The sequence below is a fragment of the Paenibacillus sp. B01 genome (genome assembly GCF_009649995.1).
In the GTDB taxonomy this organism is placed as follows: Bacteria; Bacillota; Bacilli; order Paenibacillales; family Paenibacillaceae; genus Paenibacillus_O; species Paenibacillus_O pasadenensis.
In genome coordinates this window covers 2,082,165-2,106,217 of record NZ_CP045802.1, presented here as the reverse complement: position 1 = coordinate 2,106,217, position 24,053 = coordinate 2,082,165, and the positions used below count along the sequence as shown (strand labels likewise).

General features: G+C 65.6%; 15 protein-coding genes. 1 reads left to right on the top strand and 14 read right to left on the bottom strand.

The window, feature by feature from the left end; genetic code table 11:
* Nucleotides 1-12: 12 nt before the first annotated feature.
* Nucleotides 13-2,709: a glycoside hydrolase family 78 protein gene (locus GE073_RS08920; protein WP_153783299.1), complete on the bottom strand. Its 2,697-nt coding sequence runs from the start codon at nucleotides 2,707-2,709 to the stop codon at nucleotides 13-15.
* Between the two features lie 155 nt (nucleotides 2,710-2,864).
* On the opposite strand from GE073_RS08920, the gene GE073_RS08915 reads away from it, so the two are divergent.
* Nucleotides 2,865-3,818: an AraC family transcriptional regulator gene (locus GE073_RS08915; RefSeq protein WP_194843327.1), complete on the top strand. Its 954-nt coding sequence runs from the start codon at nucleotides 2,865-2,867 to the stop codon at nucleotides 3,816-3,818.
* Here GE073_RS08915 and GE073_RS08910 read toward each other — a convergent pair.
* The 13 genes from GE073_RS08910 to GE073_RS08850 form a co-directional block, all read right to left on the bottom strand.
* Nucleotides 3,815-5,128, bottom strand: coding sequence for a family 43 glycosylhydrolase (locus GE073_RS08910; RefSeq protein WP_153783297.1), 1,314 nt, complete (start codon nucleotides 5,126-5,128; stop codon nucleotides 3,815-3,817). The genes GE073_RS08915 and GE073_RS08910 overlap by 4 nt on opposite strands.
* A gap of 38 nt (nucleotides 5,129-5,166) precedes the next feature.
* A complete protein-coding gene (locus GE073_RS08905; RefSeq protein ID WP_153783296.1) occupies nucleotides 5,167-7,026 on the bottom strand; it encodes a cache domain-containing sensor histidine kinase in 1,860 nt (619 codons plus the stop codon).
* Entirely contained in the window at nucleotides 7,019-8,656 is a 1,638-nt protein-coding gene (locus tag GE073_RS08900; RefSeq protein WP_153783295.1) for a response regulator, read from the bottom strand. The genes GE073_RS08905 and GE073_RS08900 overlap by 8 nt, the downstream gene beginning before the upstream one ends.
* Nucleotides 8,657-8,662: 6 nt before the next feature.
* A complete protein-coding gene (locus GE073_RS08895) occupies nucleotides 8,663-10,192 on the bottom strand; it encodes a DUF3502 domain-containing protein (RefSeq protein WP_153783294.1) in 1,530 nt (509 codons plus the stop codon).
* A gap of 231 nt (nucleotides 10,193-10,423) precedes the next feature.
* Nucleotides 10,424-11,797 carry an ABC transporter substrate-binding protein gene (locus GE073_RS08890; protein ID WP_153783293.1) on the bottom strand — a complete coding sequence of 458 codons (1,374 nt, stop codon included), beginning with the start codon at nucleotides 11,795-11,797 and terminating at the stop codon, nucleotides 10,424-10,426.
* A gap of 146 nt (nucleotides 11,798-11,943) precedes the next feature.
* Entirely contained in the window at nucleotides 11,944-12,921 is a 978-nt protein-coding gene (locus GE073_RS08885) for a carbohydrate ABC transporter permease (protein WP_153783292.1), read from the bottom strand.
* A complete protein-coding gene (locus tag GE073_RS08880; protein WP_153783291.1) occupies nucleotides 12,918-13,814 on the bottom strand; it encodes a carbohydrate ABC transporter permease in 897 nt (298 codons plus the stop codon). Before GE073_RS08880 ends, GE073_RS08885 begins: the two co-directional genes overlap by 4 nt.
* Nucleotides 13,811-16,018 (bottom strand): DUF5696 domain-containing protein, encoded by a 2,208-nt coding sequence (locus GE073_RS08875; protein ID WP_153783290.1) that lies wholly within the window; start codon nucleotides 16,016-16,018, stop codon nucleotides 13,811-13,813. The genes GE073_RS08880 and GE073_RS08875 overlap by 4 nt, the downstream gene beginning before the upstream one ends.
* A 13-nt stretch (nucleotides 16,019-16,031) precedes the next feature.
* Nucleotides 16,032-18,044 carry a YIP1 family protein gene (locus tag GE073_RS08870; protein ID WP_153783289.1) on the bottom strand — a complete coding sequence of 671 codons (2,013 nt, stop codon included), beginning with the start codon at nucleotides 18,042-18,044 and terminating at the stop codon, nucleotides 16,032-16,034.
* A gap of 25 nt (nucleotides 18,045-18,069) precedes the next feature.
* Complete coding sequence (locus GE073_RS08865; RefSeq protein WP_228551381.1) at nucleotides 18,070-18,951, bottom strand: carbohydrate ABC transporter permease; 882 nt, start codon at nucleotides 18,949-18,951, stop codon at nucleotides 18,070-18,072.
* Complete coding sequence (locus GE073_RS08860) at nucleotides 18,952-19,941, bottom strand: carbohydrate ABC transporter permease (protein ID WP_153783288.1); 990 nt, start codon at nucleotides 19,939-19,941, stop codon at nucleotides 18,952-18,954. It lies immediately after the preceding gene.
* The gene (locus GE073_RS08855) at nucleotides 19,938-22,886 is read right to left on the bottom strand and encodes an extracellular solute-binding protein (protein ID WP_153783287.1); all 2,949 of its coding nucleotides are present in this window, start codon (nucleotides 22,884-22,886) and stop codon (nucleotides 19,938-19,940) included. Before GE073_RS08855 ends, GE073_RS08860 begins: the two co-directional genes overlap by 4 nt.
* Nucleotides 22,883-24,007: an ABC transporter ATP-binding protein gene (locus tag GE073_RS08850; RefSeq protein WP_153783286.1), complete on the bottom strand. Its 1,125-nt coding sequence runs from the start codon at nucleotides 24,005-24,007 to the stop codon at nucleotides 22,883-22,885. Before GE073_RS08850 ends, GE073_RS08855 begins: the two co-directional genes overlap by 4 nt.
* Nucleotides 24,008-24,053: the final 46 nt, after the last annotated feature.

The following is a 24,053-nucleotide window of genomic DNA, read 5'->3' as shown; positions in this document are numbered from 1 at the left end:
AGCGGCTTGGTTTCAGACGGCTGCCTGCGCGCCGGCGGCTCGCGTCTCGAAGCGGTACGTGCCGGAGCCGAGCCGAAGCTCCAGACCTTCGTCCGCTTGAACGACCTCCGATACGCCCTCGGCCTCTCGCACCGGCCGGCCGGATTCGGTCGATCCTTCCTCCTCCGCGCCCGGCAAGCACACGCGCGCGGTGGCGCCCGCCGGCACCTCGAACTCGTAGGCGAAGCCGCCGTCCGGCCGGCGCGACCAGGCGGAGCGGATCGGACCGTACGGCGAGTCGAGCTCCGCTTCGGCGAACGAAAGCGTGCCGCCCGGCACCGGGCGGAGGCGGATGCTCCGGTAGCCCGGTCCGCTTTCGTCCGCGTCGATGCCCGCCACCGAGCCGAACAGCCAGTCGCCGACCGCTCCGTAGGCGTAATGGTTGTACGAGTTCATGTCCCGGCTCCAGAAGCTGCCGTCCGGCTTGATGCCGTCCCAATGCTCCCAGATCGTCGTCGCTCCCTTGGTGACCGGATACAGCCACGACGGATATTCGCGGCGCTCCAGCAGGCGGTAGGCCAGCTCGGCATGGCCGAAGCGGGTCAGCACATAGCAAAGGTAAGGCGTGCCGACAAACCCGGTCGTCAGCTGATGGCCGCTCTCCTCGACGAGCGCGGCGAGCCGGTCCGCCGCTTGCTGCCGCTGGCCGGGCTCCAGCAGGTCGAACATGAGCGCCAGCGCATAGGAGGTCTGCGTCGGCGCCGCGAGCCGGCCGCTCGGGGTGACGAACTCCTTGCGGAAAGCAGACTCGACCTGCTCCCGCAGCTTGCCGTATCCGGCGGCATCGTCCGCCTTGCCGATGACGGCGGCCGACTTGGCGAGCAGGCCGGCGGCATGCGCGTAAAACGCGGTCGCGATCAGATCGCGCGGCGTCGCCCCGACATAGCTGTTCTCCTTGGCGTCGAGACCGAGCCAGTCCCCGAAATGAAAGCCGGTATTCCATAAGAACTCGTCCTCGCCTTGAGCGCGGATATACTCGACCCAAGCCTTCATGCTGGCGTACTGCTCCTCCAGCACCCGCTTGTCGCCGTAGCGCTCGTACAGCACCCACGGAACGATGACGGCAGCGTCTCCCCAAGCCGCCGAGCTCGCGCCGACGCCCGGCACATCCGGCACGACGAACGGCACGCCGCCGTCCGGCAGCTGGTCCGCCGCCAGATCGCGCAGCCACTTGGCGAAAAACGGCAGCACGTCGCGGTTGTACGTCGACGCTCGCACGAACGCCTGCGCGTCGCCGGTCCAGCCGAGGCGCTCGTCGCGCTGCGGGCAGTCGGTCGGGATGTCGACGAAGTTGCCGAGCTGACCCCAGACGATATTGTCGACGAGCTTGTTCACGAGCGGATCGGAGCAGCGGAACCGGCCTGCCGGCCGCAGATCGCTCGTGATGACGCACCCGATGAAGCGGCCCGGAATCTGCTCCGGCGCGACGCCCTCGACCTTGACGTAGCGGAAGCCCTGGAACGTGAAGCTCGGCTCGAACGTCTCTTCCCCTTCGCCGGAGCAGATGTACGTCACCAGCTGCTTCGCGGAGCGCAGGTTGTCGGTATAGAAATTGCCGGCCGCATCCAGCACCTCGGCATGGCTCAGCGTGACGGCGGCTCCGGCTTTCCCGCGGACGGTGAAGCGGACCCAGCCGACCATGTTCTGGCCCATGTCCAGCACTGTCTCGCCGCTCGGCGTCGTCAGCACCGAGACCGGCACGATCGTATCGACGACGCGCACCGGCTCGCTCTCCTGCGCGACGAGCCGCCCGGCGGCAGGCTCGATCGGCGCGGCCGCCGTCCAGTCCGCGTCGTCGTAGCCGGGCAGCGCCCAGCCTTTCTTTTCCCGCCTCGCGTCATAGCGCTCTCCGTCGTAAATCTCCGAAGCGCGGATCGCGCCGTCGCTCCCTTTCCAGCTGCCGTCCGTGCCGATCGTCTCCTCGGTGCCGTCGGCATACCGGATGCGCAGCAGCGCCAGCGCCGCGCGCTCGCGGCCGTAGATCGGCCATTCGCCCCAGCCGATCCTCCCCTTGTACCAGCCGTCGCCAAGCAGGATGCCGAGAGCGTTGCCGCCCGAGCGGAGCTTTTTCGTCACATCGTACGTCTGGTACTGCAGCCGCTTGGCGTAGCTGGTCCAGCCGGGATGCAGGCAGGCGTCGTCGGCCGGCTCGCCGTTCACGAGCAGCCGGTACATGCCGAGCGCCGTCGCATAGATCCGGGCCGAGGCGACCGGCCGCTCGAGCCGGAACTCGCGGCGCAGGCAGGCGGCCGGCTCCTTGCCTTCCTCGTCGGCCGGCAGCGGATGCGAGATCCAGCGCGCTCCGCTCCACGGAGCATCGCCGAGCAGGGCGGTCTCGAAGCGCGCCGGCTCGCTCCACGGCGACTCCTCGCCGTCGACTCCCCAAGCCTTGACTCGCCAGACATAAGCCGTGCAGGCTTGCAGCGCCGCTCCTTCGCACCGCGCATGCAGCGTGGAGCCGCCCTCTTGGCGGCCGCTGTCCCAGACGAGGTCCTTGTCCGCGAACTCCTCCCCTCCAGCCGCAGCCGCGACCTGGATGCGCCAAGCCTGCTGCAGCCAGCCCCTGCGCTCCGATTTGATTTTCCAGCTGAAGGACGGGCTCGGATCGTCGATGCCGAGCGGGTCGATGCGGTTGTTGCAGGTCAATCCATGCACGTCGATGATGGCCATTGAATTCTCTCCCCTTTTAGGCAGCGCTTACTTGCTACCGTCAGCTTACCTCGCTGCCAGCCGCTCTCCCATAGCTGATCCGGACGAAAAACCATGGTAAAATGGACATAACCATCGACCATTCTATAGCTGCCGATGCCGAAAGGAGGCCGCGCATGAAGCGAAGCCGGCTTACGATGAAAGCGAGCGAGCTGTTCCGTCCGGGGTACCGGATTTTCGTCAACCGGATCGAGGAGCGGTTCGAGACCGCCCTGCACGAGCATGACTTCATCGAGCTGAACTATGTGGCCGAAGGAACCGGCTACCAGTATTTGGGCGGCACCGCCCATCCGGCGGGACGCGGCGACTTCTACGCGCTGCCGGTCGGCGCGTCCCATGTGTTCCGTCCCTACTCGGCGGACAAAAGCCGGCGGCTCGTCGTGTACAACGTCGTATTCCAGCCCGAGCTGCTGGAGGAGATCGCTGCCGCCTCGCCGGAGCTCCGCCTGCTGGAGCGCTGGCGGGACATCGAGGCCGGTCCGCCGGGGGCCGGCCATATCCGCGACGCGCGCCTGAAGCTCGAGCCGCTGTTCGAGCGGCTGCACGAGGAGCATGCCTCGCCGCGCGCCGGCACGCCCGCCATGCTGTCCGCGCTGCTGACGCTGCTGCTCATCGAGTGGCTGCGGCTGCGGGAAGCGGACGCGAGCGGCGGATCCGGACAGGAGCCTTCTCCGATCCATGCGTTCGCCGAGACGATCGAGCAGGTGCGCGAGCAGGCGCTCGGCCCGATCACGCTGCATGAGGCGGCAGAGCGGTCCGGCATGAGCGAGCGGCATTTTCAGCGTCTGTTCCGGCGCCATGCCGGCCAGACGTTCCATCGGTTCGTGCAGCGCCAGCGGATCGCCGCCGCCAGCGAGCTGCTGCGAGCGACGGAGCACAAGCTCGACACGATCGCCGGCATGGTCGGCTATCGGGACATCGCATCGTTCAGCCGCGTGTTCAAGCAGATCGAGGGCGAGACGCCGGGGCGGTACCGTGCCAAGGCGCTCGGCAACGCAAGCAAGCCCTCCCCTGAAAGGGAAGGGCCTGCAAGGCCGCAATCGCGGAGCCGCGCAAGCGCAGCGCCCTAGGCGTCCAGCAGCTCCACCGCCAGTCCGGCGATCCGCATGTCGCCGCAGCCGCCCTCCAGCCGAATCTCGTTGGACGCGCCTGGCCGCAGCGGCACCGTCAAGCCGGTCTCGCCCTCGAACCGCTCCGCCCCGCCTGTGGACAAGGCGTTGAGCAGCGACCAATCCTCGCCGTTCACGATCAGCCGCAGCTTGGCGAGACGCTCGGACGACGCATAGATCACCCGTACGGCTGCCCGGCCGCCGCGCCCGCCGTCAACGCCGTCAAACACGGCTGCCGCGCCCGTCGCCTCCAGTCCGCCGGCCGCGCCAAAGCTTTCGGACTCCAGGCGCGCCCCGCCTTCAAGGCGGGCATCCGCTGCCGGATACAGCCGCCGCGGCCGCTCCGGCTCCGCCGTATCGCCGACGCGAGCCACGCCCTCGGCGGTCTGCTCGACCGTGCGGATCGAGCCGTCCGCTTCGAATTCCAGCCGGTCGATGCACATGCTGCGCAGGTTGCCTTGGTCCGAGACGGCTTGATTATGGTAGAACAAATACCATTCGCCCTTGAACTCGGCGACCGAGCCGTGCGTCGTGGAGCAGCCCGTCGGCTCGAGGAAGATTCCCCGGTACGTCCACGGTCCGAGCGGCGAGGCGCTTGTGGCGTAGCGCATGCGATTGTTGTCCTCCAGGTTGTCGGCGTACGTCAGGTAATAAAGACCTCCGCGCTTGAATACCCAGGCCGCCTCATGAAAGTCCACCAGTCCTTCCATGTCCGTCATTCCGCCCCGGATGGACATCATGTCCTCCCCGAGCTCGCCGCCCTGGCAGCGTCCTCCGCCTCCGTAGTAGAAGTAATGCTTTCCATCCTCGTCCTCGAACACGCAAGGGTCGATCATGGCGAAGCCGCCGAGGCCATCCATGAAGCCCTGGTCCTGGAATCCGCGCGCCGGCTCGGCGCTCGTCGCCACGCCGATCTTCCATGTGCCGTTCCAGTCCGTGCCGCTCGGATGCGGATAATAGAAATAATAGACGCCGTTCTTGAATGCGGCGTCGGGCGCCCACATGAAGCCGCCCTCCGGACGTCCCCAGGCGACGTCGTCGGAGCGCAGAATCTCGCCCTCGTCGGTCCAGTCGACCAGATTGGCGGAGGAGAACACATGGTAGCGGTCCATTCGGTCGCAGCCCCGGGCCGGGTCCATGTCATGCGAAGCATAGATATAGAGGCGACCGTCCCCCCACGCATGGGCGGAAGGGTCGGCGGTGTAGATGGACGTCACGATCGGATTGCCTGCCGTCTTGCGGCCGGTTTTGGCTTGCAGGTACAGGTTCATGGGCAGAGTGCCTCCTCGAAGGGGGTGATAGGTCCATCTTACCCTTCCGTCTCGTCCGTCCGGTAGGAGGCATCCTTGGCGTTTGCAGGGCGGTTTTGGCTTGTCCCGCCTTCCGGCCGCTCTGCGCCCGCATCGTCGGGAGGCAGAGCCGGGTGGCGGATCACGATGCGCGTGCCCTGCTCCCCGCTCTCGATCTGCAGCCGGTAGTCCGGTCCGAAATACAGCTTCAGCCGCTCGTTCACGTTGCGCAGCCCGACGCCGGTGCGGCGGCCGCGAGCCGGTGCGGGCTCTTCGCTGGCCAGCGCCTGGAGCACCGAATCCGGGATGCCTCGGCCGTTGTCGGCGATCTCGATTCGCAGGTCCTCTCCGTCCATCCTGCCGGTCAGCACCACCTTGCCGCGGTCGATGTTCTCGCGGATGCTGTGCTGGATCGCGTTTTCGACGAGCGGCTGCAGCAGCAGCCGGATGAGCGGCTGCTCCAGCATGCGCTCGTCGAAGAAATAAGCTACGCGCAGCGGCCGGCCCAGGCGTGCCTGCTCGATCTGCACATACGCCTTGACCTGCTCCAGCTCCCGTCCGACGGTCGTCAGCTCTTTGCCTTGATTGAGGCTGAGCCGCAGCAGGTTGCCGAGCGCCGACACCATCTCCCCGATATCGGTCTGGCCGTGATTTTCCGCCTTCCAGCGGATCGATTCCAGCGTATTGTACAGGAAGTGCGGGTTGATCTGATGGCTGAGCACCTGGAACTCCAGCTCTTTCTTGTTGCGCTCGGCAAGCGTGGACTGCTCGATCAGCGACTCGATCCGCCGCAGGATGCGGTTGAAGCCGCGATACAGCCAGCCGATTTCGTCCTGGCGGCTTTGATGCGGGATGTGCAGGCCGAATTCGCCGTCCTCAAGCTTGCGCATGAGGCGGACGAGCTGGAAGATCGGCTGCGTGAACGATACGGTGATATAGGCGACGACGCCGACCGAGCAGACGAGATAAGCGGCCAGGAAAAAGACGAGCAGCCGGTTCAGGTCGGACACCGGCTTCGTCAGCGCCTTCATCGGCGTCAGGCTGACCAGCGTCCACGGCAGGCTGTCCATGTTGACGAACGTCGCGAGCTGATCCTCTCCATGCAGCGGAATCGTCATCTCGCCCTCGGTCTCCACCTGGCGCCTCTGCTCCAGCTCGGCGGAGGGAAGCGGCTGTCCGGTCCATTCGCTGCGCGACGAGTCGAACAGAATATCCCCCTGCTCTCCGAGCAAGAGAAAGCGCTGTCCTTCCAAGCGCTTGGTCGGCGAGAAAAAGCGGCTCAGATGGCTCTCGGACAGATCGGTCGCGACGATGCCGCGCGGCGTACGGTCATGCAGGCCGGTAAAGGTTTTGACGTAAACGAGCAGCGGACTCGAACCGGGGCCGCTGCCGAGAGACAGATGCCATGTCGGCACGACGCCCAGCCTGGCGCGCCCGAACCACGCTTCCCGCTCCACGCCGGCCGGCGCGCCAAGCGTGCGCATATAGGTCGGGTAGGCTTCCGTCGGCAACGGAAACACCCGCACCTGAAGCGCATCGATCTGCTTTTTCCGCTGATAGACGAGATTGAGCAGGTCAACCGCGACCGCCTCCTCCTCGCCTCCCTCGTCCGGCGGCTCGGCCAGCATCGCCTGCAGCGCTCCGTCGCCGATCAGGTCGTTCACCTGATCGTTGAGCTGGTTCAGGTACGCCTCCACGTTGCGCTTCGTCTGCTCCAAATAATCCATCGAGAACGTCGCGTTGGCGTTTTGGATGCCTTCCACGGACTTCGTATAAGCATAGGAGGCAAACAGCAGGAACGGCACGATCGTGATCGCGAAAAAAAGGAAGATCATCTTATTGCGGAACGAGGAGGCCAGCTTCAGCGAGCCCTTAATCATCCAGGATGCCTCTCTGGCGGCGGTATTCCTTCGGCGTCAGCCCGAGCTGCTTTTTGAACAGCTTGGTGAAATGCACCGGGTCCTTGTAGCCGACCGAATAGGACACCTGGTAGATCTTGAAGCGGACATCGGCGAGCAGCTCCTTGGCTCGGGCAAGCCTCGTCTCGGTCAGCTCCTCGAGGAACGTGCGCCCCTTTTCCTTCTTGAACAGCTTGCTCAGCCAGACGGGCGTCACGTGAACCTCGTCCGCGACAGCCTGCAGCGTGAGTCCGTCCGCATAGCGGGTGCGGATGATCCGCTCCGCCTCCTGCACGATCTGGCTCGCCTGCGCCGACGTCCGCCGCAGGTCGCGCGCCGCTCGCAGCAGCGCCTCCTCCGCATGCTCGCGCAGCGACTGCACGTTGTCGTAGCGCTCCAGCCGCTCCCACAGCGCGATCGGGTCCTTTTCCCAGGAGCGGTCGCTCCAGCCCGCTGCCGCCGCGAGCCGGTAGACGTCCATCAGCCAATGGAAGACGGCCTGCTGGATGTCCTTGAGTCCGTCCCGTTCCCAGGATTTGACCATGGCCGAGAAGCCTTCCATAGCCGCATGGATGTCCTCGTCGGAGCCGTAGCGCAGCAGGTCGGCGGCATCGGACGGCTCCTGGATCGAGAGCGTCTCCTCCGCCTCGACCTCTTCCTCGGACCGTTCCGTGAACACCCGCCCGCCGCCGTAAGCCGCCTTTTTGTCCAAATAGTCCCTGCATTCGGAATAGATCGGGTGCAGATGCGCCCAGTCGCGCGGAACCGACGACAGCGATAGGCTGGCCCCGACCTTGATGAACCTCCGGATGCGCAGCAGGCATTCTTCGGCGACGGCGAGCGCCCGCTCGGGCAGCCCGTCGTCGGGACAGGCCAGCAAGGCCGCCCAGCGGCCGTCCGAATCCGGAAACAGCACCGTCTGGCCCGGATACTCCTCGGCAAGCGTCTGACTGACGACATTGCCAATGCCGAAGCGGATCAAGTCCGCTTCCCCCGGGTAGCGGCTGGAGGCGGCAACAGCCTTCAGGTCATCCGCCTCCGCGAGCAGCATCAGGAGCGGCGTCCGCTCCATCCAGTCGAGCTGCAGCGCCTGAAGCCGATGCTGCACGCGCGTCTGCCGATACGGGTCGTAGCCGCTCTCCGCGAGCTCCCGCAGCACCTCGTCGCGCAGCTTGGGTAAGGCGAGCCGCATCTGATCGCTCAGCTGCGAGCGGCTCGTCCGATCGGCCCGCTCGGCGGCGATCGTATCGGCGGCCCGCCGCACGATCCGTCCAAGCTCGTCCTTGCTGATCGGCTTGAGGATATAGTCCATCGCCTGCAGCTGCATGCCCTGCTTGACGAGCTCGAAGTCGTCGTAGCCGCTGACGAGGATCGCCTTCCACTCATAATCCGGCACGGAGCGCAGGGCGTCCAGCAGCTCGAGGCCGGACATGCGGTTCATCTTGATGTCGGTCACGATCAGATCGGGGCGGCGCGCCACCGCGAGCTCCAGCGCCTCGTCGCCGTCTCCGGCCGCCAGCACCTCCGTCATGCCGTATTCCTCCCAAGGGATCTGCCGGCGCAGCCCTTCCCGGATCTCATATTCGTCGTCTACGATCAGCACGCTCAGCACGCGAGATCACCCTCCGTTCGTTCGGTCTTCGAGATAGCGGTCGATCTGCCGCTGCACGTCGGCCAGGATGCGGGCCTTGCCGGCGCGATCCTGCCGGCCGCGATACGTCCGGACTGCCTCCTCCGGATCGCCGGCCATGCCGTATTCGATGCGCTTGCCGAGCTCCTCGTAAGCCTGGTCCCGCTTCGCCAGCTCCGAGAAAATGAGGTCGTCGCTGAAGAACAGCCCCGCCACCGGCGAGTCGATGTTCGTCGGCAGCTCGGCGAAGCGGGTCTCTTCTTCCCAGAAGCCTTGCGGGTACGTCGCCGTCGGCCGCATGAAGGCGGGCTTCCAGAATGCCCATTGGCCGTCCCAGTCCATGTAGTTGCTCGTGGCGAACTGCATCTGGCTCGGATAGACCGCCTTGCCGCCCTCCAGCAAATACGTTTTGCCCTCGATGCCGTAGATGACGAGATCGTACAGCGTCCGGTCCGTCTCCAGCAGGTCAAGGAAGCGCAGCACGCGGTCGGCATGCTCCGAGTTGCGGTTGATCGCGACGACGTTGGCCGTGGGCGAGCGGTTGACGTATCGCTTGTCGGGATAGAGCAGCGACATCTGCTGAGCATACGAAGGATCGGTGAAGCCGGGATCGGCGGCGAACGCCCACTCGTGGGACGTGATCGTGAACAGCATCTTGCCGCCGCGCCATTGGTCGGCGGCGCTCTCCTTGTCGATGAGCGCGTCGCGGTTCAGGATGTTGCCCTCATACCATCTCCGGCTCATCCTCGCCGCCTCCAGATAAAACGGCTGGTCCTCGATGGCCCTCACCGTACGGTTCGAATCGCCGAGGTAGAAGCCGAGGTTGTGGAAGCCGAGATCGACCCATTCCTCCCTCACCGTGTAGATCGGCAGCGGCGAGGTGCGCGTCAGCTTGGCCTCGGGATAAGCCTCCCGCAGCTCATGCAGCAGGCGGTCGACATCCTCGATCGTCCGGACCGAGTCCGGCTCGCGCGAGATGCCCGCCTTCCGCGCCAGATCGGAGCGCCAGCCGGCATAGAAGCGCTGGTTCATCTTGACCGTCCACGGAAGCGCGACGATCTCCCCGTCCACCGTCGCGGAGCCGAGCGTGCCCTGATCCTTGTACTTCGCGTACAGGTTCGGAGCATAGCGCGGCAGCAGGTCGTTCAGCGGCAGGTAGGAGCCGCGCGCGGCCATCTGCTGGTACGAGGTGTCGGAGTCGAAGTTGAGGTCCCAGCGGTCTCCAGCGGCCGCCATCACCAGCAGCTTGCCGGGCATGTCCGGCCACGGGATGAACTGGATGTCGAACTTCACGTTCAGCCCTTTCGCCTTCACGTAGTCGCTGACCGCCGCCCACACCTCGTCGGTTGCGGCTTTTTTGTCCCCTCCGAAATAAAACTTCAGCGTCGCCTCCGGCTCGCTCGGAACGGCGTTCCTGCTTTCCGGCTCGCGGCCGTTCATCCAATAAAAGAAAAGGCCCGCCGCCAGCAGCAGCAGGCCCGCCATCGCCAGCGCGATTCGGCGCTTGATCGCGGACATCGCCTTATGCCCCCCTGGGCCGCTCCGCAAGCGCCCTCCATCAAGTATGCGCTTACATCTTAAGGGCCGTTTCCCCTCATCATAAGCTTCCCCCGCGGATCGGGCAATGGGAGGATATTGGCTCTTGCAGGGCGATCTTGGCCAAGGCTTAGACCATGCTCGCCAAAAAGGGGCCGGCCCGAAAGCACTCGGCTCTCGGTCAGCCCCTTTTCATCCGGAAGGCAGTCCAGTTTATTGAAGCGAGGCCCGCAGCTCCGCTGTCTTTTTGTTCCAGGCCTCGGTCTCGGGAATCAGGTCGTTGATGTCGCGGTCGCCGAAGATGATATCGTTCATGATATTGTTGTAGTTGTACTCGTTCCAGCCGGGCACGGTCAGTCCGGGCTGGACCTTCGCGTTCTCGCGGGCCATCTTGACCGCCTCGATGTTCTTGCCCTCCCAAATCGGGGCCTGGTCATAATATGCGGTCAGCTCGGCATCGACGACCGAGGCGTTCGCGCCCTGGTCGATCTTCCACTTTTGCGCCTCCGGCGTGAACTGGAAGCTGAGCCAGAGGAACGCCTCCTCCTTGTGCTTGGAGCCGGACAGCAGCGCGAGCGGACCATAGATGGAGTAGCCGGGCTGGCTGACCTTCCCTTTCGGAAACGGCAGCACGTCCCACTCGAACGAAGCCTTCTCCTTCAACGTCGGCAGCACCCAGTCGCCGCCGATGGCAAAGCCGGTCTTGCCGTTGATGAACTCCTTCGTCACGTTGCCGGTCGCGTTCGCGTCGGCCTCGCTCTGCATCGAGCCGTCCTTGGTGACGAACTCCCGCAGCCACTTCGCGTCGTTCATGACATCCGGCGTGCTGAGCAGGCTCTGCGTCAGATCCTCGTTCATGTAGTGCAGGTTGGCCGCATGGCCGTCCGCGATCGCTTTCGTGCTGAGCAGGCGCATTTGGATCTCCGGCTGGGTCGTCACGCCGTACTCGCCCGCATCTGGATCGGTGATCGTCTTGGCGATCTCGCGGAAGTCATCGTAGGTCCAGTCGTTGCCCGGCATGTCGACGCCGTGCTTGGCGAGCAGGTCCTTGTTCACGAGCACCCACATCGGCACGTCGACCATCGGTACGGCGAGCTTTTTGTTCTTGAACGTCATCGTGTCGAAAAAGCCTTCCGGGAACGTCGCGTTTTTGAAGATGTCGCTTTTGTCGATGTAGGGTCCCAGGTCCTCGATCAGCCCGTTCTGCTCGAACGTGATCAGGTCGGTGTCGATCTCCGTCACGTCGGCCGGCGTCCCCGCCGCCTCCTGCGCCGCGATGATCTCCAGGATCGGCTGCGAGTTGACCGGAATCTGCTCGATCGTGATCCACGGGTACTTCTGATGGAACAGCTCGTACAGCTCGTTGTACGAATCCTTCCAGGAGATGAAGCGGAGGGTGACCGGCTCATGCTCCTCGCCGGCCCCGCCTCCTCCCCCCGGCGACGGCTCGGCGGCAGCGGCGCTCGGCGCCGGGCTGTCGGAGGCGGCGGGAGCGTTCGCTCCGTTTCCTCCGCTGCAGCCGGCCAGGATGACCGACAGGGCAAGCGCCGTGCCGAGCGCGGATTTGATCGTGGATGTCCTTTTCATGGTTGTTTCCTCCCCATAGTAATGATGATGATGGATCGTTCCCGGGCGCCGCTTGCGGCGATCCCCGGGCCAGGCGGCCGTCCGCGGCGGACGGAGCGCATTCCCCCTCTCCAGGCGGCTCGGCGCATGGCCGGCCCGCGTATCCGCTACTCGACGAGACCCGTTCGCTCGATGCCGGCGACGAACCAGCGCTGAAGCACCATGAAGATCAGCAGCGGGGGCAGGATGATGAGGAACGCCGCCGCCATCTTGGTGCCTTCCGTAACGGGGTTGGTGATGAAATGCGTATTGCCGAGCAGCGACGGATTGAGCACGTCCTCGAGGTTGTCGAGGCGGATCGACAGCGGCGTGAAGCCCTGCGCGAGGAACATCGACGGCTCGTAGTACATGTTCCAGTACCAGATGAACGAGAACAGGAACACGACGAGGCAAGCCGAGCGGGCCAGCGGCAGCATGATGCGGAAGAACAGCCGCAGCGTGCCGGCGCCGTCCAGCTTCGCCGCCTCCTCCAGGCTGGCCGGCTGCGCATGGAAGAACTGGCGGAAGATGAGGATGAACAGCGCCGCCTTGAGCCCCTGTCCGAACAGCGCCGGCACGAGGAAGACGAAGATCGTGTTCAGCAGCCCGAGCTTGCTGAAGATGACGTACAGCGGAATGAGGATGACCTGCGGCGGGATGAGGAACGTCAGGATGATCAGAGCCGTGACCAGCCCCTTGAACGGCACGGCCAGCCGCGCGAGCGCATAGCCGGTCATGGCGCAGACGATGACCTGCACGAGCGAGCAGCTGACCGCGATCAGCGCCGTATTGCGCAGCGCCTCCGGGTAACGCAGCCCCTCGACCGCCTTCGCCAGGTTGTCCCAGGTGATGCGGCGGGGAATCCATTTGACGGTCGGGTCGAGCAGGTCGCTCATGTCCTTGAGCGTCGTGCTGACCATGTACAGCAGCGGCTGCAAGTACAGATAGGCGACAATCGAGAGCAGCGCGTAGATAACTGCCTTGGCGAGCAGGCCGTCGGAGAAGCTGCGCCCGAGCACGAGCATCCGCGCTTTCTGGACGCGCCTGCCCCGCAGGCCGCCCCTCGCCGGAGCGCCGCTCTTTCGCAGCGGTGGATGGGCGCTCATGCGCGTTTCCTCCTTTGGTTCATGCTTCGGCCGAGGAAGCCCATCACGAGGGCGATCAGGACGAAGATGAAGGCGAAATAGATCCAGGCGAGCGCGCTGGCGTAGCCGTAGCCCGTCTCGACCTTGAACATGTTCTCGCGGATATGCTTCAGCACCGGGTTGAGCGGGAACGTGAACAGGTCGATGATCGTGTACAGCGCGTTGAGGCTGATGAACGGCATGCTGGCCGGAAGGGTGATCTTCCAGAAGCTGTCCCAAGGCGACGCTCCGTCGATGCGGACCGCCTCGTAGATAGAGGCCGGCACGGTCTGGAACCCCGCGATGAAGATCAGGATCTGCACGCCGGAATACCACAGGATGAGCACGACCCGTCCGAGCACCTCCATGACCGTCCGTCCCAGCTCGCCTCCGACGTAGCGGCGGACGAGCGGCTCGAGGTTGTACTGGTCGAGGAATGGGATGTCGCCCGCCCCCTGGACGAACAGCTCCGAGAGCACTTGGCCGGTCGCGAAGATGACGGGCAGGAAGAACAGCGCGCGATAGAGGAAGCGTCCGGGAAAGCGCTGGTTCAGCAGCAGCGAGATGAGCAGCGCGAAGATGACGATGACCGGAACCATCAGCAGCATCTGCTGGAAGTAGGTGATGAGCTCGATCGGAAAGACGTTGTCCTTCACGAAGGCGTCCCGGAAGTTGCCGAATCCGGTCCAGTCGTACTTGAACCCGCCCGGCACGACCGCGACCTTGTGCAGCGACAAGAACATCGACCAGCCGACCGGAACCGCGACGAACGCGCAGAAGCCGATCGCCCAGGGCAGCAGGAACAGCAGGCCGATGCCGTAGCGCCGGGCGGCATGCTTCAGGGCCAGCCTTTTTCGGAGCGCGGCTTCGCTCATGCTCCCCCTCCTTTCTCGATGGCATAGTCTCCTGCCGCATAGTCGACGACGACCCTCGTGCCGTCCTCGTAGGTCGTCTCATACCGCTCCGGACCGAGCTTCTGATGCCCGACGATGCGCAGCGCGAGCACGCCGGCCAGCTCGTCGAAGCGGGCGTACTCCTGGGCGATCCGCTCCTCCCACTTGTCGAAGCGGCTGCTGTACAGGAAGTCCGACGGCGTCTCCTTCAGCTTGCGGGAATCGTCATGCGTGACGAAAAACGAGGGCAGGGCGCCGTACTCGATCGCCCTCAGGAACTCCCGGACGTCGTCGTCGCGCAGGTTGGCCGGACCGAACGAATACGGAACGTACCCGTGCAGCGCGATCGGGTAGAACGGCACCGTCTCGTCGATCATGAAGTCATGGCTCGAGTCGGAGGGCAGCTCCAGGATCGCGTCGACATGGCCGAGCGCGTACGCGTTGCCTCGCTTGACCGACGCCGAGCCGAGCTGGCGCCGCGCATAGTCGAGCATGCCGCCGTATACTTCGGCCGTGAAGGCGCGCGACCGGATGCCGTCCGCCTCATAATCGTTGAATATTGTATCGCCCAGCCCGCCGTATACGATGCCGCTCGCGCCGAGCTCGCGCAGCCGGTCGACCGTATCCGCGGCCGCAGCCGCCGAGAAGGCGGGCTTGGCGAGGAACCAGCCTTCATCCGTGAACGCCGTGCCGTCGATCGCCCGCACGGCATCGTTTTTGCCGCTCGCGCCCGAGGCTTCGTCCACCCAGAGGAAATCCTCGTAGAAGTCGACCTTCGTGCCGAGCGCCTCCATGTCCGCCAGGAAGGAGCGGGCGGCGTCCTCCCCTCCCAGCGCCGGCTCGATCGGGAAGCGCTTCTCCGTGTCGTAGTCGCCCCGGTTCTGCCAGCCGTAGTAGACGATGCGGGCGGCGGCTACCCCCTTCTCGCGCAGCGACCGCATCATACCGGCGGCCTGGCCGAACGTCGTGGCGGCGACATAGCGGATTCGGCCGAACGCCTTTTCGTAGTTGCCGCCCATGATCTGCAGCTGCAGCGGCACATGCTCCGCCGGCTTCAGCGGCTCTCCGAGCCGGGCCTCCGCGATCAGCCAGTCCCGGTAGGACGCCGCCATGCCCGCATAATCCGCCTCGCCGCCGTTCAGAAAGCGGTACTCCACCTCCCGGTCCACGTCCAGCCGCTGCTTCTGCACGGCTTTGGTCGGCGCGGCCAGGCGGCTCATGCGGTACAGATATTCCTCCCGGTACAGCTGGCTGGAATGCACGCTGTACCGGGAGGATTTGACGCCGGGCGGCGTCGCGGCGATTACGGCCGCTCCCTCGCCCTCGGTCAGCACGGCGACGAACGCGTGGTCGCCGCGCTTCAGGCCGAACGCCGGATAGGCGATGTCCTCGCGCAGCTGCGCGTCGCGGGTCCAGGAGCTCGTGCGGGCCAGCTCGGCTCCGTACACTTGATGCGCGTAGCCTTTGGATTGTCCGGCGCGGCCGGTCTGGAACCGGATCAAGCCGCCGGGTCCGTCCGGCACGAACAAGTATCCGTCCTCGGCCGCCGTCGCCGCGCCGAAGAAGGGCAGCAGGTCGAGCGAGAACACGGCATATCCGCCTTGCTCGACGAGGCCTGCCGCCGGTATGGAAGCCTTCAGGCCGGCGTCCGTCAGCGCGTAGCGGACGGCGAAGCCAAGCTTCCGGTCCGGAAAGGAATAGCGGACCTCGACCCCGTCCGCCGTGCGCAGCAGCTGGAGCCGCATGCCCTTGCTGAGGCTGTTCAGCGACTCCCGGATCGTCTGGTCCTTGCCTTCGGTCCGGACGAGCGTCAGCACGAACGGGGACTGCAGGTTGGCGAGCGGCAAGCCCTTGACCTTCTCCAGCGCCAGCTCCTCCCGGGACGGGCTGCTCGACCAGCTGTAGCCCGACCGCCGGTCCTCGACCTCGATCGAGCCGTCCTTGGGCCGGATGCGGAGGCGGAAGGAGCCGTTCTCGGCGGCCAGCGCGTACCCCCGCTCGTCTGCGGCCGGCTGCCACGCCTCGCCCTCGGCGAGGACAGCCCCGGCTGCAGGAGCGGGATCGATGCCGAGCCGCGCATACGTCTCGGCTTCCGTCGGACGGGAGCCCGATCCGGCGAGCAGCAGCGCCGCGGCCGCAAGCGCGGCCAGGACGGCCGCAGCCGCGAGCTTCGCGCGGCGGGTCATTCGTTTCAGCAGATTAACGATGGAAGCTCGCCTCCTTGTACAGCTCCTGGATGAAGTCCAGCAGATTGTAGCTCAGTCCGAACACGATGAAGCCGAACAGCCAGATCGTGCCGATCGCGAATACGGTCACCGCCGAGCCCCGGATCGTCTCGACGAAGTCGAAGTTGTGGATCACCTGCGTCATGACGAAAAACAGGACGCCGAGCCACAGCGCCATCAGCCCCGAGGTGAACGAGACGAGCACCTGCTCGTCGAGCGTGGCGATGTTGGAGAAGACGAGCCGCGGCACCGACAGGAACACGTAAGGCGCCAGCGCGTAGACGCTGCCCTGCACGACCTCCCGGAACCGGCCCTCCCCGTCCCGCACGCTGCAGACGAGATAGTTGGCCACGACCCAGGTGGCCCAAGGGAGGAGGAACAGGCCGAGCTCCCGCAGCAGATGGATGTCCGCGCGGTCGACCGGATCGAACAGGAATCCGGTGCCGTAGACGTTCGCCGTCTTGGCGGCGATCGCGGCGCCGAGCAGCGCCAGCGTGAGCCATGCCGGCACGCGCGCTTCCTTGAGGCGGTAGAACGCCTCGTACGGATGCAGCATGACCGAGCCGTAGGTCCGCACATGGCCCAAGAAGCGCGCCCCCCGCTCCGAAAGCGGACGGCGGCGAAATAGGCGGCGGACGAGCTTGCCGCCGAAGCCCAGCAGCAGCGCCAGCGCGGCGAGCCCTCCGAGCAGCGGCACGAAGCGGCTTTGCAGCCATTCCAGACGCAGCTGCCAGAACGCTTTGGAATAGCCGTCCGTATCGAACGCCGTCCGCATGAACGACAGCGCCTTGGCGTCGTCGCCTTCATGCAGATAGACCTTGCCCAGCCCCTGGAACGTCGCGCCGAACATGTCGTTGCGGGCGTAGACGTCCTCCCAGTACGGCTTGCTCTCCTCGTAGCGGCCGTCCTGGTAGAGCGCCAGCGCCGTCAGCGCCTGAGCGCCGAACGCCGTGCGGACGAATTTATGCACGGAGCCGGTCGCGGCATCCGCGATCCATACCGCCCGGTCCGCGTCGACGCCGATTGCCGTCGGGTAGCCGACGATGCCGTATTGCTGCGTTTCCTTATCTACGCGGCCGAAGGCGAACAGCGCTTCGGCGCTGCGGTCGTACACGCTGATGAAGCCCGAGTCGAGGTCGACGGCGTACAGGAAGCCGTCCCCGTCGATCGCGGCGTCCACGATGCCGTGGCCGTTCACGAGCGTTTTGTTCTTGAAGGCGTCTACGCCGCCCGCATTGAGCTTGCGGAGCGCGGCTTTGCCCTCGGCTCCCGCCGTCGCCGTGTAGAGGAAGCCGTCTCCGTCGATCGCGATGTTGGCGATCGGCTTCGGCAGCGCGGCCTTCTCCTTGGCCAGCTGCTCCTTGTTCAGGACGAGCTTCTTCAGCCAGTTCAGCATCGACGTGTCCGCCTTGTTCGCGCCGAAGTATCCCATGAACTCGCCTTGCGGATCGATCCGCACGAGGCCCTGGTAGGAGGAGTTCAACGCGACGTACAGGACGCCGCGCCGATCGACGACGAGCTTCGTCGGGACGAAGGCCTCCGCGCCCAGCAGCGGCGAATCCGGCTTGAGGTACTCCCGCTGGAACGATCCGTCCGGGCCGAACACCGCGATTCGCTCGTGGCCGGAGTCGGCGACGTACAGCCGTCCGTCGGCGGCGGCGAACAGCCCTTCCGGCGAGCTGAGGCGGCCCGGTCCCTCGGCTTCGCCGATGATCCGCCTGACGGCTCCGTCCGGGGCGAGCACGACGACGCGGTCGGCTTTTTTGTCCGCGACATAGATGCTGCCGTCCGGTCCGGGCATCAGGTCGGCCGGCTCCTCGAGCTGCGCCGGGTACGCCCCGGCCGGCTCGTAGATCGGCTGGATGCGGAACCAGTCCGACCGGTTGGCGTCGTAGTAGAACGTACGGTACGGGAGCGCGGCGGCGGCCGGCTGGGCGGCTGCGAGCAGCAGCGCGACGGCAAGCAGGCAGGCGATCCATTTCTTCATTGTCCGACTTCCTTTGCTGATGGAGTCACTTGATCCCGGAGTGGACCATGCTCTCCAGCACCTTGCGCTGGAAGAGCAGGAAGATGATCAGGTTCGGGAGGAAGAGCAGCAGGCCGGCGGCGGCAGCCATGTTCTGGCCGGCCACGTTGTTCTGCAGGCCGCTGAGCAGGCTGTTCACGTAAAAGGCGAGCGTCCGCATCGCCTCCTTTTGCATGAACAGCGTCGACGTCTCCACATCGCCCCACGCCGCCTGGAACGTGAGGATCGAGATCGTCGCCACGGCCGGCGCCGACAGCGGCAGCACGATCCGGGCGAAGATGCCCAGATGCCCGGCGCCGTCGATCCGCGCCGCCTCGAGCAGGTCGCCCGGGATCTGCGAGATGAAGCCGACGAGCATGAACACCGCGACCGGCGAGGCGAGCGACGGCAGCACATGGCCGAAGTAGGTGTTGTTCAGGCCGAGGCCGCTCACGATCAGATAACGCGGGATCGACACCGTCTCCGGAGCGAACATAAGCGACAGCGTGATCAGCGACAGGATGAGCGCCTTGAAGTGGAAGCGGTGCTTGGCGAGCGCATAGGCGGCCATCGTGCTGATGACGATGACGCTTGCGAGCGTCAAGCCGAGCACGACGACGCTGTTGAACAGGTAGCGCGTGAACGGCACGGTCGCGTTCGAGGCATGCAGGAACAGCGCCTCGAAGTTGCGCCATGTCGGATTCTGGACGAAGAAGCGCGGCGGAAACAGGAACAGCTCGTTCTGCGGCTTGAAGGCATGGTTGAAAATGAACACGATCGGCAGCGACATGAACGCCGCCAAGGCGGTGAACGCCGCGATCAGAGCGACCTGGAAAGGCGATGCGGCGCGCAGGCGGCGAAGCGGCCGCAGATGCGGGCGGAGGTTCACTTACAGCTCCTCCTTTTCATGGAACAGGCGATAGGCGAATCTCATGACGAAGTAGCTGAGCAGCAGCAGGATGACGGACAGCGCCGAGGCGTAGCCGAGCTCGAAGCGGATGAAGGCGTAGTCGTCGATATGGTTGATGAGGAGATGCCCGGCGTACTGGGGCGTGACGGCCATGCCGGTCAGCTGCGTGGAGATGCTGCCTGCCTTGAGCGTGGAGACGATCGTCATGACGGCGCTGAACAGCATCTGCGGCTTCATCGACGGGATCGTGATGTAGAACACCTCCTGCAGGCGGCTCGAGATGCCGTCGATCCTCCCGGCCTCGTACAGCTCCCGGTTGACCGTCTGCAGGCCGGCCAGCATCGCGAGGAAGCCGACGCTGAAGCTCATCCAGAGCGAGACGAGAATCATGATCTTCATCAGCGATTCCGGGTCCTGCAGCCAGACGACCGGCGACTCGATCCAGCCCATCGTCAGCAGGAAGTGGTTGACATAGCCGACCCGGTCGCCGCTGAACGCCGCGATCCAGACGACCGAGAGCGCGACTGCCCCCGCCATCGACGGCGCGTAGAACACGAGCGTGTAATAATCCCGGATCCGCAGCGGCAGCTGGTGGATGAGCCAGGCGAACAGGAACGAGAGCGCGTAGCCTCCCGGCCCGACCAGCAGCGCGAACAGAAACGTGTTCGGCAGCGCCTTGGTCAGGAAGACGATGTCCTGGGTGAACAGCGCGATGTAGTTGGCGAAGCCGGTGAAATGCAGCTCGCCGAAGCCGTCGTAGGAGGTAAAGCCGAGCGTAGCGGCCAGCACGACGGGAATGACGATGAAAACGGCGAAGCAGATGAGGAACGGCGCGAGGAACAGGTAGCAGAACGCATCTCGGCGGATTTCTCGCCAGAAGCGCCTCCATTTCCGCAGGACCGGCGAAGGGCGGTTCCCTTGCTTGGCGCCGGTCCGGCTGCCGGGCGCAAGGCCCGTTTCGATGCTCATGATCCGTCCCCTCCCCAGTCGTATGGCCGATCGACCTGCGGCACGTCCAGGCTGCGCCCGCCGATGCCGAAGTCCCGCTGCCGGCGGTCCATCTCGCGCTGCAGAGACAGCTGCGCCTGCTCCAGCGATTCCTTGGCCGGCATGCCGTCGAACACGGTCCGGTTCCAGGCGAACTCCATCTCCCGGCCGAGAAAATAATAGCCCGGCACGTTCGGCAGGTTGCGGGTCCAGCGGGCCTGCTCCCGGATGGAGCGCAAGTCGGCGGCCGGCCACGGCAGCGACCGCATCGCGTTCACGTTGGCCGTGTTCCAGCGGTATTCCAGGCCGTAGAACGATTCCATGTCGGCCGCGTATTGCGCCTGCACTTCATCCGACGTCCACCAGGTCAGGAACTGCCAGGCGGCATCCTTGCGCTCGCTCTTCTGCAGGATGACGGCGGTCGACAGCCCTTGCGGCGACCAGCGGACGACCTCGCCGTTCTTCTGCGCGATGCCCGGCAGCGGCGCCGTCGCCCAGTGGCCGGTAATGTCCGGCGCGGCGACGAGCAGCTGCACATAGGTGTTGAAGTCGGCGATCCCGATCGGAATGTCGCCGTCGCGGAAATGCTGGAAAAACGCCGGAATGTCGATCGGCAGGTTGTATTTCGTGAACATCTCTGTCCACTGGCGGAACGCCCGCTGGCCCTGCTCGCTGTCCAGCTCGGCCCGCAGGCCGTCGCTGGCGTAAGGCTCGGCCCCATTCTCCAGGAAGAAGGTGGCGAAGTCGCCTTTGGGCACGCTCATCGTCATGCCGTTCTCCTGCAGCGTCGGCAGCAGGTCGAATACGTCCTCCCACGTATCCGGCGGCTCGAGGCCGAGACGCTCGAGGATGTCCGTGCGATAGAACAGCAGCTGGAAATTCTGCACCTCCGGCAAGCCGTAGATCCCGCCACGGTAGCTCAGAGCCCGCGCCGCGCCGGGGATGAACCGCTTCATCACGTCGCCGAAGCCCGGATAGCCGGACAGATCCTCCACCGCATCCCTCATCGCGTAATCGGCGGGAGTCGCCTCGCCGAGCCCGAGCGCGACGTCCGGCACCTCGCCGGCGGCGTTCCCGAGGATGAGCTGGTTCGGACTCGTCATGAGGTTGATGTTCACCGGGATGCCCGTGCGCGGCGTGAAGTCCTGATCGACCATCTCGCGCAGCAGGTCGACGTAGTCGCGTCCGCGCTGTACCCAGATCGTCAGCGCGCCCTCCTTCGTCTTGCCTCCGAGCTCGTAGTCCATCGTGAACGAGCGGCCGAAATCCTTCAGTGCGTACGGCACCCGCGAGAGCGCCGTCGCGGCCTTGAGCCCGGTGTCCGTGTCCGGCGTCCGCAGCACGAGGTAGTCGAGCAGCAGCGGCTGCTCGGTCAGCGTCGTCATCCACGCCCCGATGTTCGCTTGGATCGTCGAGAAGTCGTTCACCCGGCTCGGAATCTCGTTGACGTCGGTCCGCATCTTGTCCAGCATCGCGAGCGAAGATCCGATCGCCTGCGACAAGTCGGAGTCCCGGCCGTTTATTCCGTTCAAATAGTCGCGGATGGAGGTCAGCCGCTGCGCGATGGCGTCGAGCTTGTTTTTCGCCGCAGGATCGTACTTGCCCATGTCCCAGGTGCGCTGCGCGTCGATGTTGGCGTCGGAAGCGTTCTTGCTGTAGTTGCCCGTAAGGAGGCGGATGTGGCGGTCGAACGCCGACAGCTCGGACAACGCCTCTCGCAGCGCCAGCACGACCGGCTGCAGCGAGGAAGAGTCGGCGGTCAGCCGCAGCGCATGCGGGCCTTTGCGGAGATAGATCCGGTACGGCTGTCCGTCGCTTCCGGCGACCGGCGCCACCTCGAATTCCTTGCGGTAACCGATCTCGTGGCGCAGCCACTCGCGGAACGGCACCTGGCCGTCGAGCTCGATCATGCGGTACGCCTTGAAGCCGGCCCGGTAGTTCTGGAACGCCTTCAGATCGAGCTCGTACCAGCCGTCCGTCGGAGCATTCAGCTCCCACTCGACCCATTCGCCCGGCAGCCTCCAGCGGTTGCCGCCCAGCACGTTGTAGGTGATGCGGCCTTTCGGATCGGGGGAAATGTTCGGCTCCGCCCAGTGGTCGGTCTGGATCGACAGGCTCGACTTGCGCAAGAAAGCCTCCGCCTCGATCACCTCGTGCCAGGGGTCGCCGCCCGGCGCGTACGCCGGATGGGCGGCGACGTACTCCGCATAGGTCGGAATCGCCTGCTGCGGCTTGAAGGAGATGCCCCGCAGCGCGACCGGCTCGCGCTCGCCGACCAGGCGCAGCGTATGGCGCCCCTGCTCCAGCCGGTACAGCAGCGGGCGCGGAGAGGCGGAGAAATCGCGGGCGGCTTTGACAGAATACTCGTTTAGCTCCGTCTGCGGGGGACGAACCTGCATGCCGATCTCGTTGCGGTCGTACGGATACTTGGCATCCCTCCACTGCCGCTCGAGCTCCAGCGCCCGCGACTCCGCGAACGGGTAGGCGCCGTCGATCATCGCCCCGCGCACAATCGAGGAGCGGCCGCCGGGCAGCGGCTTGTAGTCCAGATGCAGCTCGTACCAGCCGGTGCGCGGCGCCTCGAACGTCCACTCCGCCCAGCCCGCCTCGCTGCTCCAAAGCAGCGCCGGCCCGTCGCGTCCGTCCTCGCGGCTCAGCTTCGTCTCGGGAGCCTGCCGCGTGTAGGCGAGCGGATCAATGGAAATGGATGGCGATCCGGCGGCTTGCCGCTCCGCGTCGGGCTGGCGGAGCATCAGCCGCGCGTAAGGGGGCGGCTCCCCGTCGTCTGTCGGCGTCGGGGCGAGCAGCTCCGACGCCTCCACCGTCTGCGCGAAGCGCTGCGGCTCATCGCCGGAGAAGCCAGCGACCGCCCCGGCGAGCACGGCCGCCGCAAGCAGCAGCCGGACGGCGACGCGAGAGAGCTTCATGGCGCCTCCCCTAGCAGCGAGCGTTCCGTCGCTTCGTCAAACAGATGCGTCTTGTCCATCTGGAAGGCGAACGCCACGTTGTCCTCCGGCGTGTATGCGCTTTCGGAATCGGTGCGGGCAATGAGCCTCGTCTCGCCTGCCGCCAGGTAGACGTAGCTGTCGGCTCCGGTCTCCTCCGTCATCTGCACGGAAGCGCCCGTCCAGCCAGCCTCCTGCGAGCGCTCGGCGGCTGCGAGCCGCACATGCTCCGGCCGTACGCCGAGCGTGACGCTGCGCAGCGTCTTTCCGCCGGAGGCGTCGAGGCGCTGCGCCGTCTGCGGCGGCAGCTCCAGCTTCATGCGCCGGTTGGCGAAATACAGCCGTCCGTCCTCGCGGTGGATGCCGCCGGAGATGAAGTTCATCTGCGGCGAGCCGATGAAGCCGGCGACAAACCGGTTGGCCGGCTCGTCGTACAGCCGTCGAGGCGGCGCGACCTGCTGAATGACCCCGTCCTTCATGACGACGATGCGGCTGCCCATCGTCATCGCCTCGACTTGGTCGTGGGTGACGTAGACAGTCGTCCGCTTCAGCTCGGCCTGCAGCTTGATGAGCTCGGCGCGGGTCTGCGCCCGCAGCTTGGCGTCGAGGTTGGACAGCGGCTCGTCCATGAGGAACACCTGCGGCTCCCGCGCGATCGCGCGGCCGAGGGCGACGCGCTGCTTCTGGCCGCCGGACAGCTGGCTCGGCTTGCGTTCGAGCAGATGGGAGATTTCCAGAATCTTGGCGACGCGGTTCACGCGCAGGTCGATCTCATGCCGCGCGGTCTTGCGCAGCTTGAGCCCAAGCGCGATATTGTCGAAGACGGAGAGGTTCGGGTAGAGGGCGTAGTTCTGGAACACCATGGCGATGTCCCGGTCCTTGGGAGAGAGATAGTTGATGAACTTGCCGTCAAGATACAGCTCGCCGCGGCTGATCTCCTCGAGGCCGGCGAGCATGCGCAGCGTCGTCGACTTGCCGCAGCCGGACGGCCCGACGAGGACGAGGAACTCGCCCTCGTCGATCGTCAGGTGAAAGTCGTCCACGGCCGGACGCGACTCGCCTTTGTACTGCTTATACACATGATGGAACGTGATGCTTCCCACTGGCTTCACCTCGCGCTTGACTGGTCTGTCGATCTTATGCAGTCAT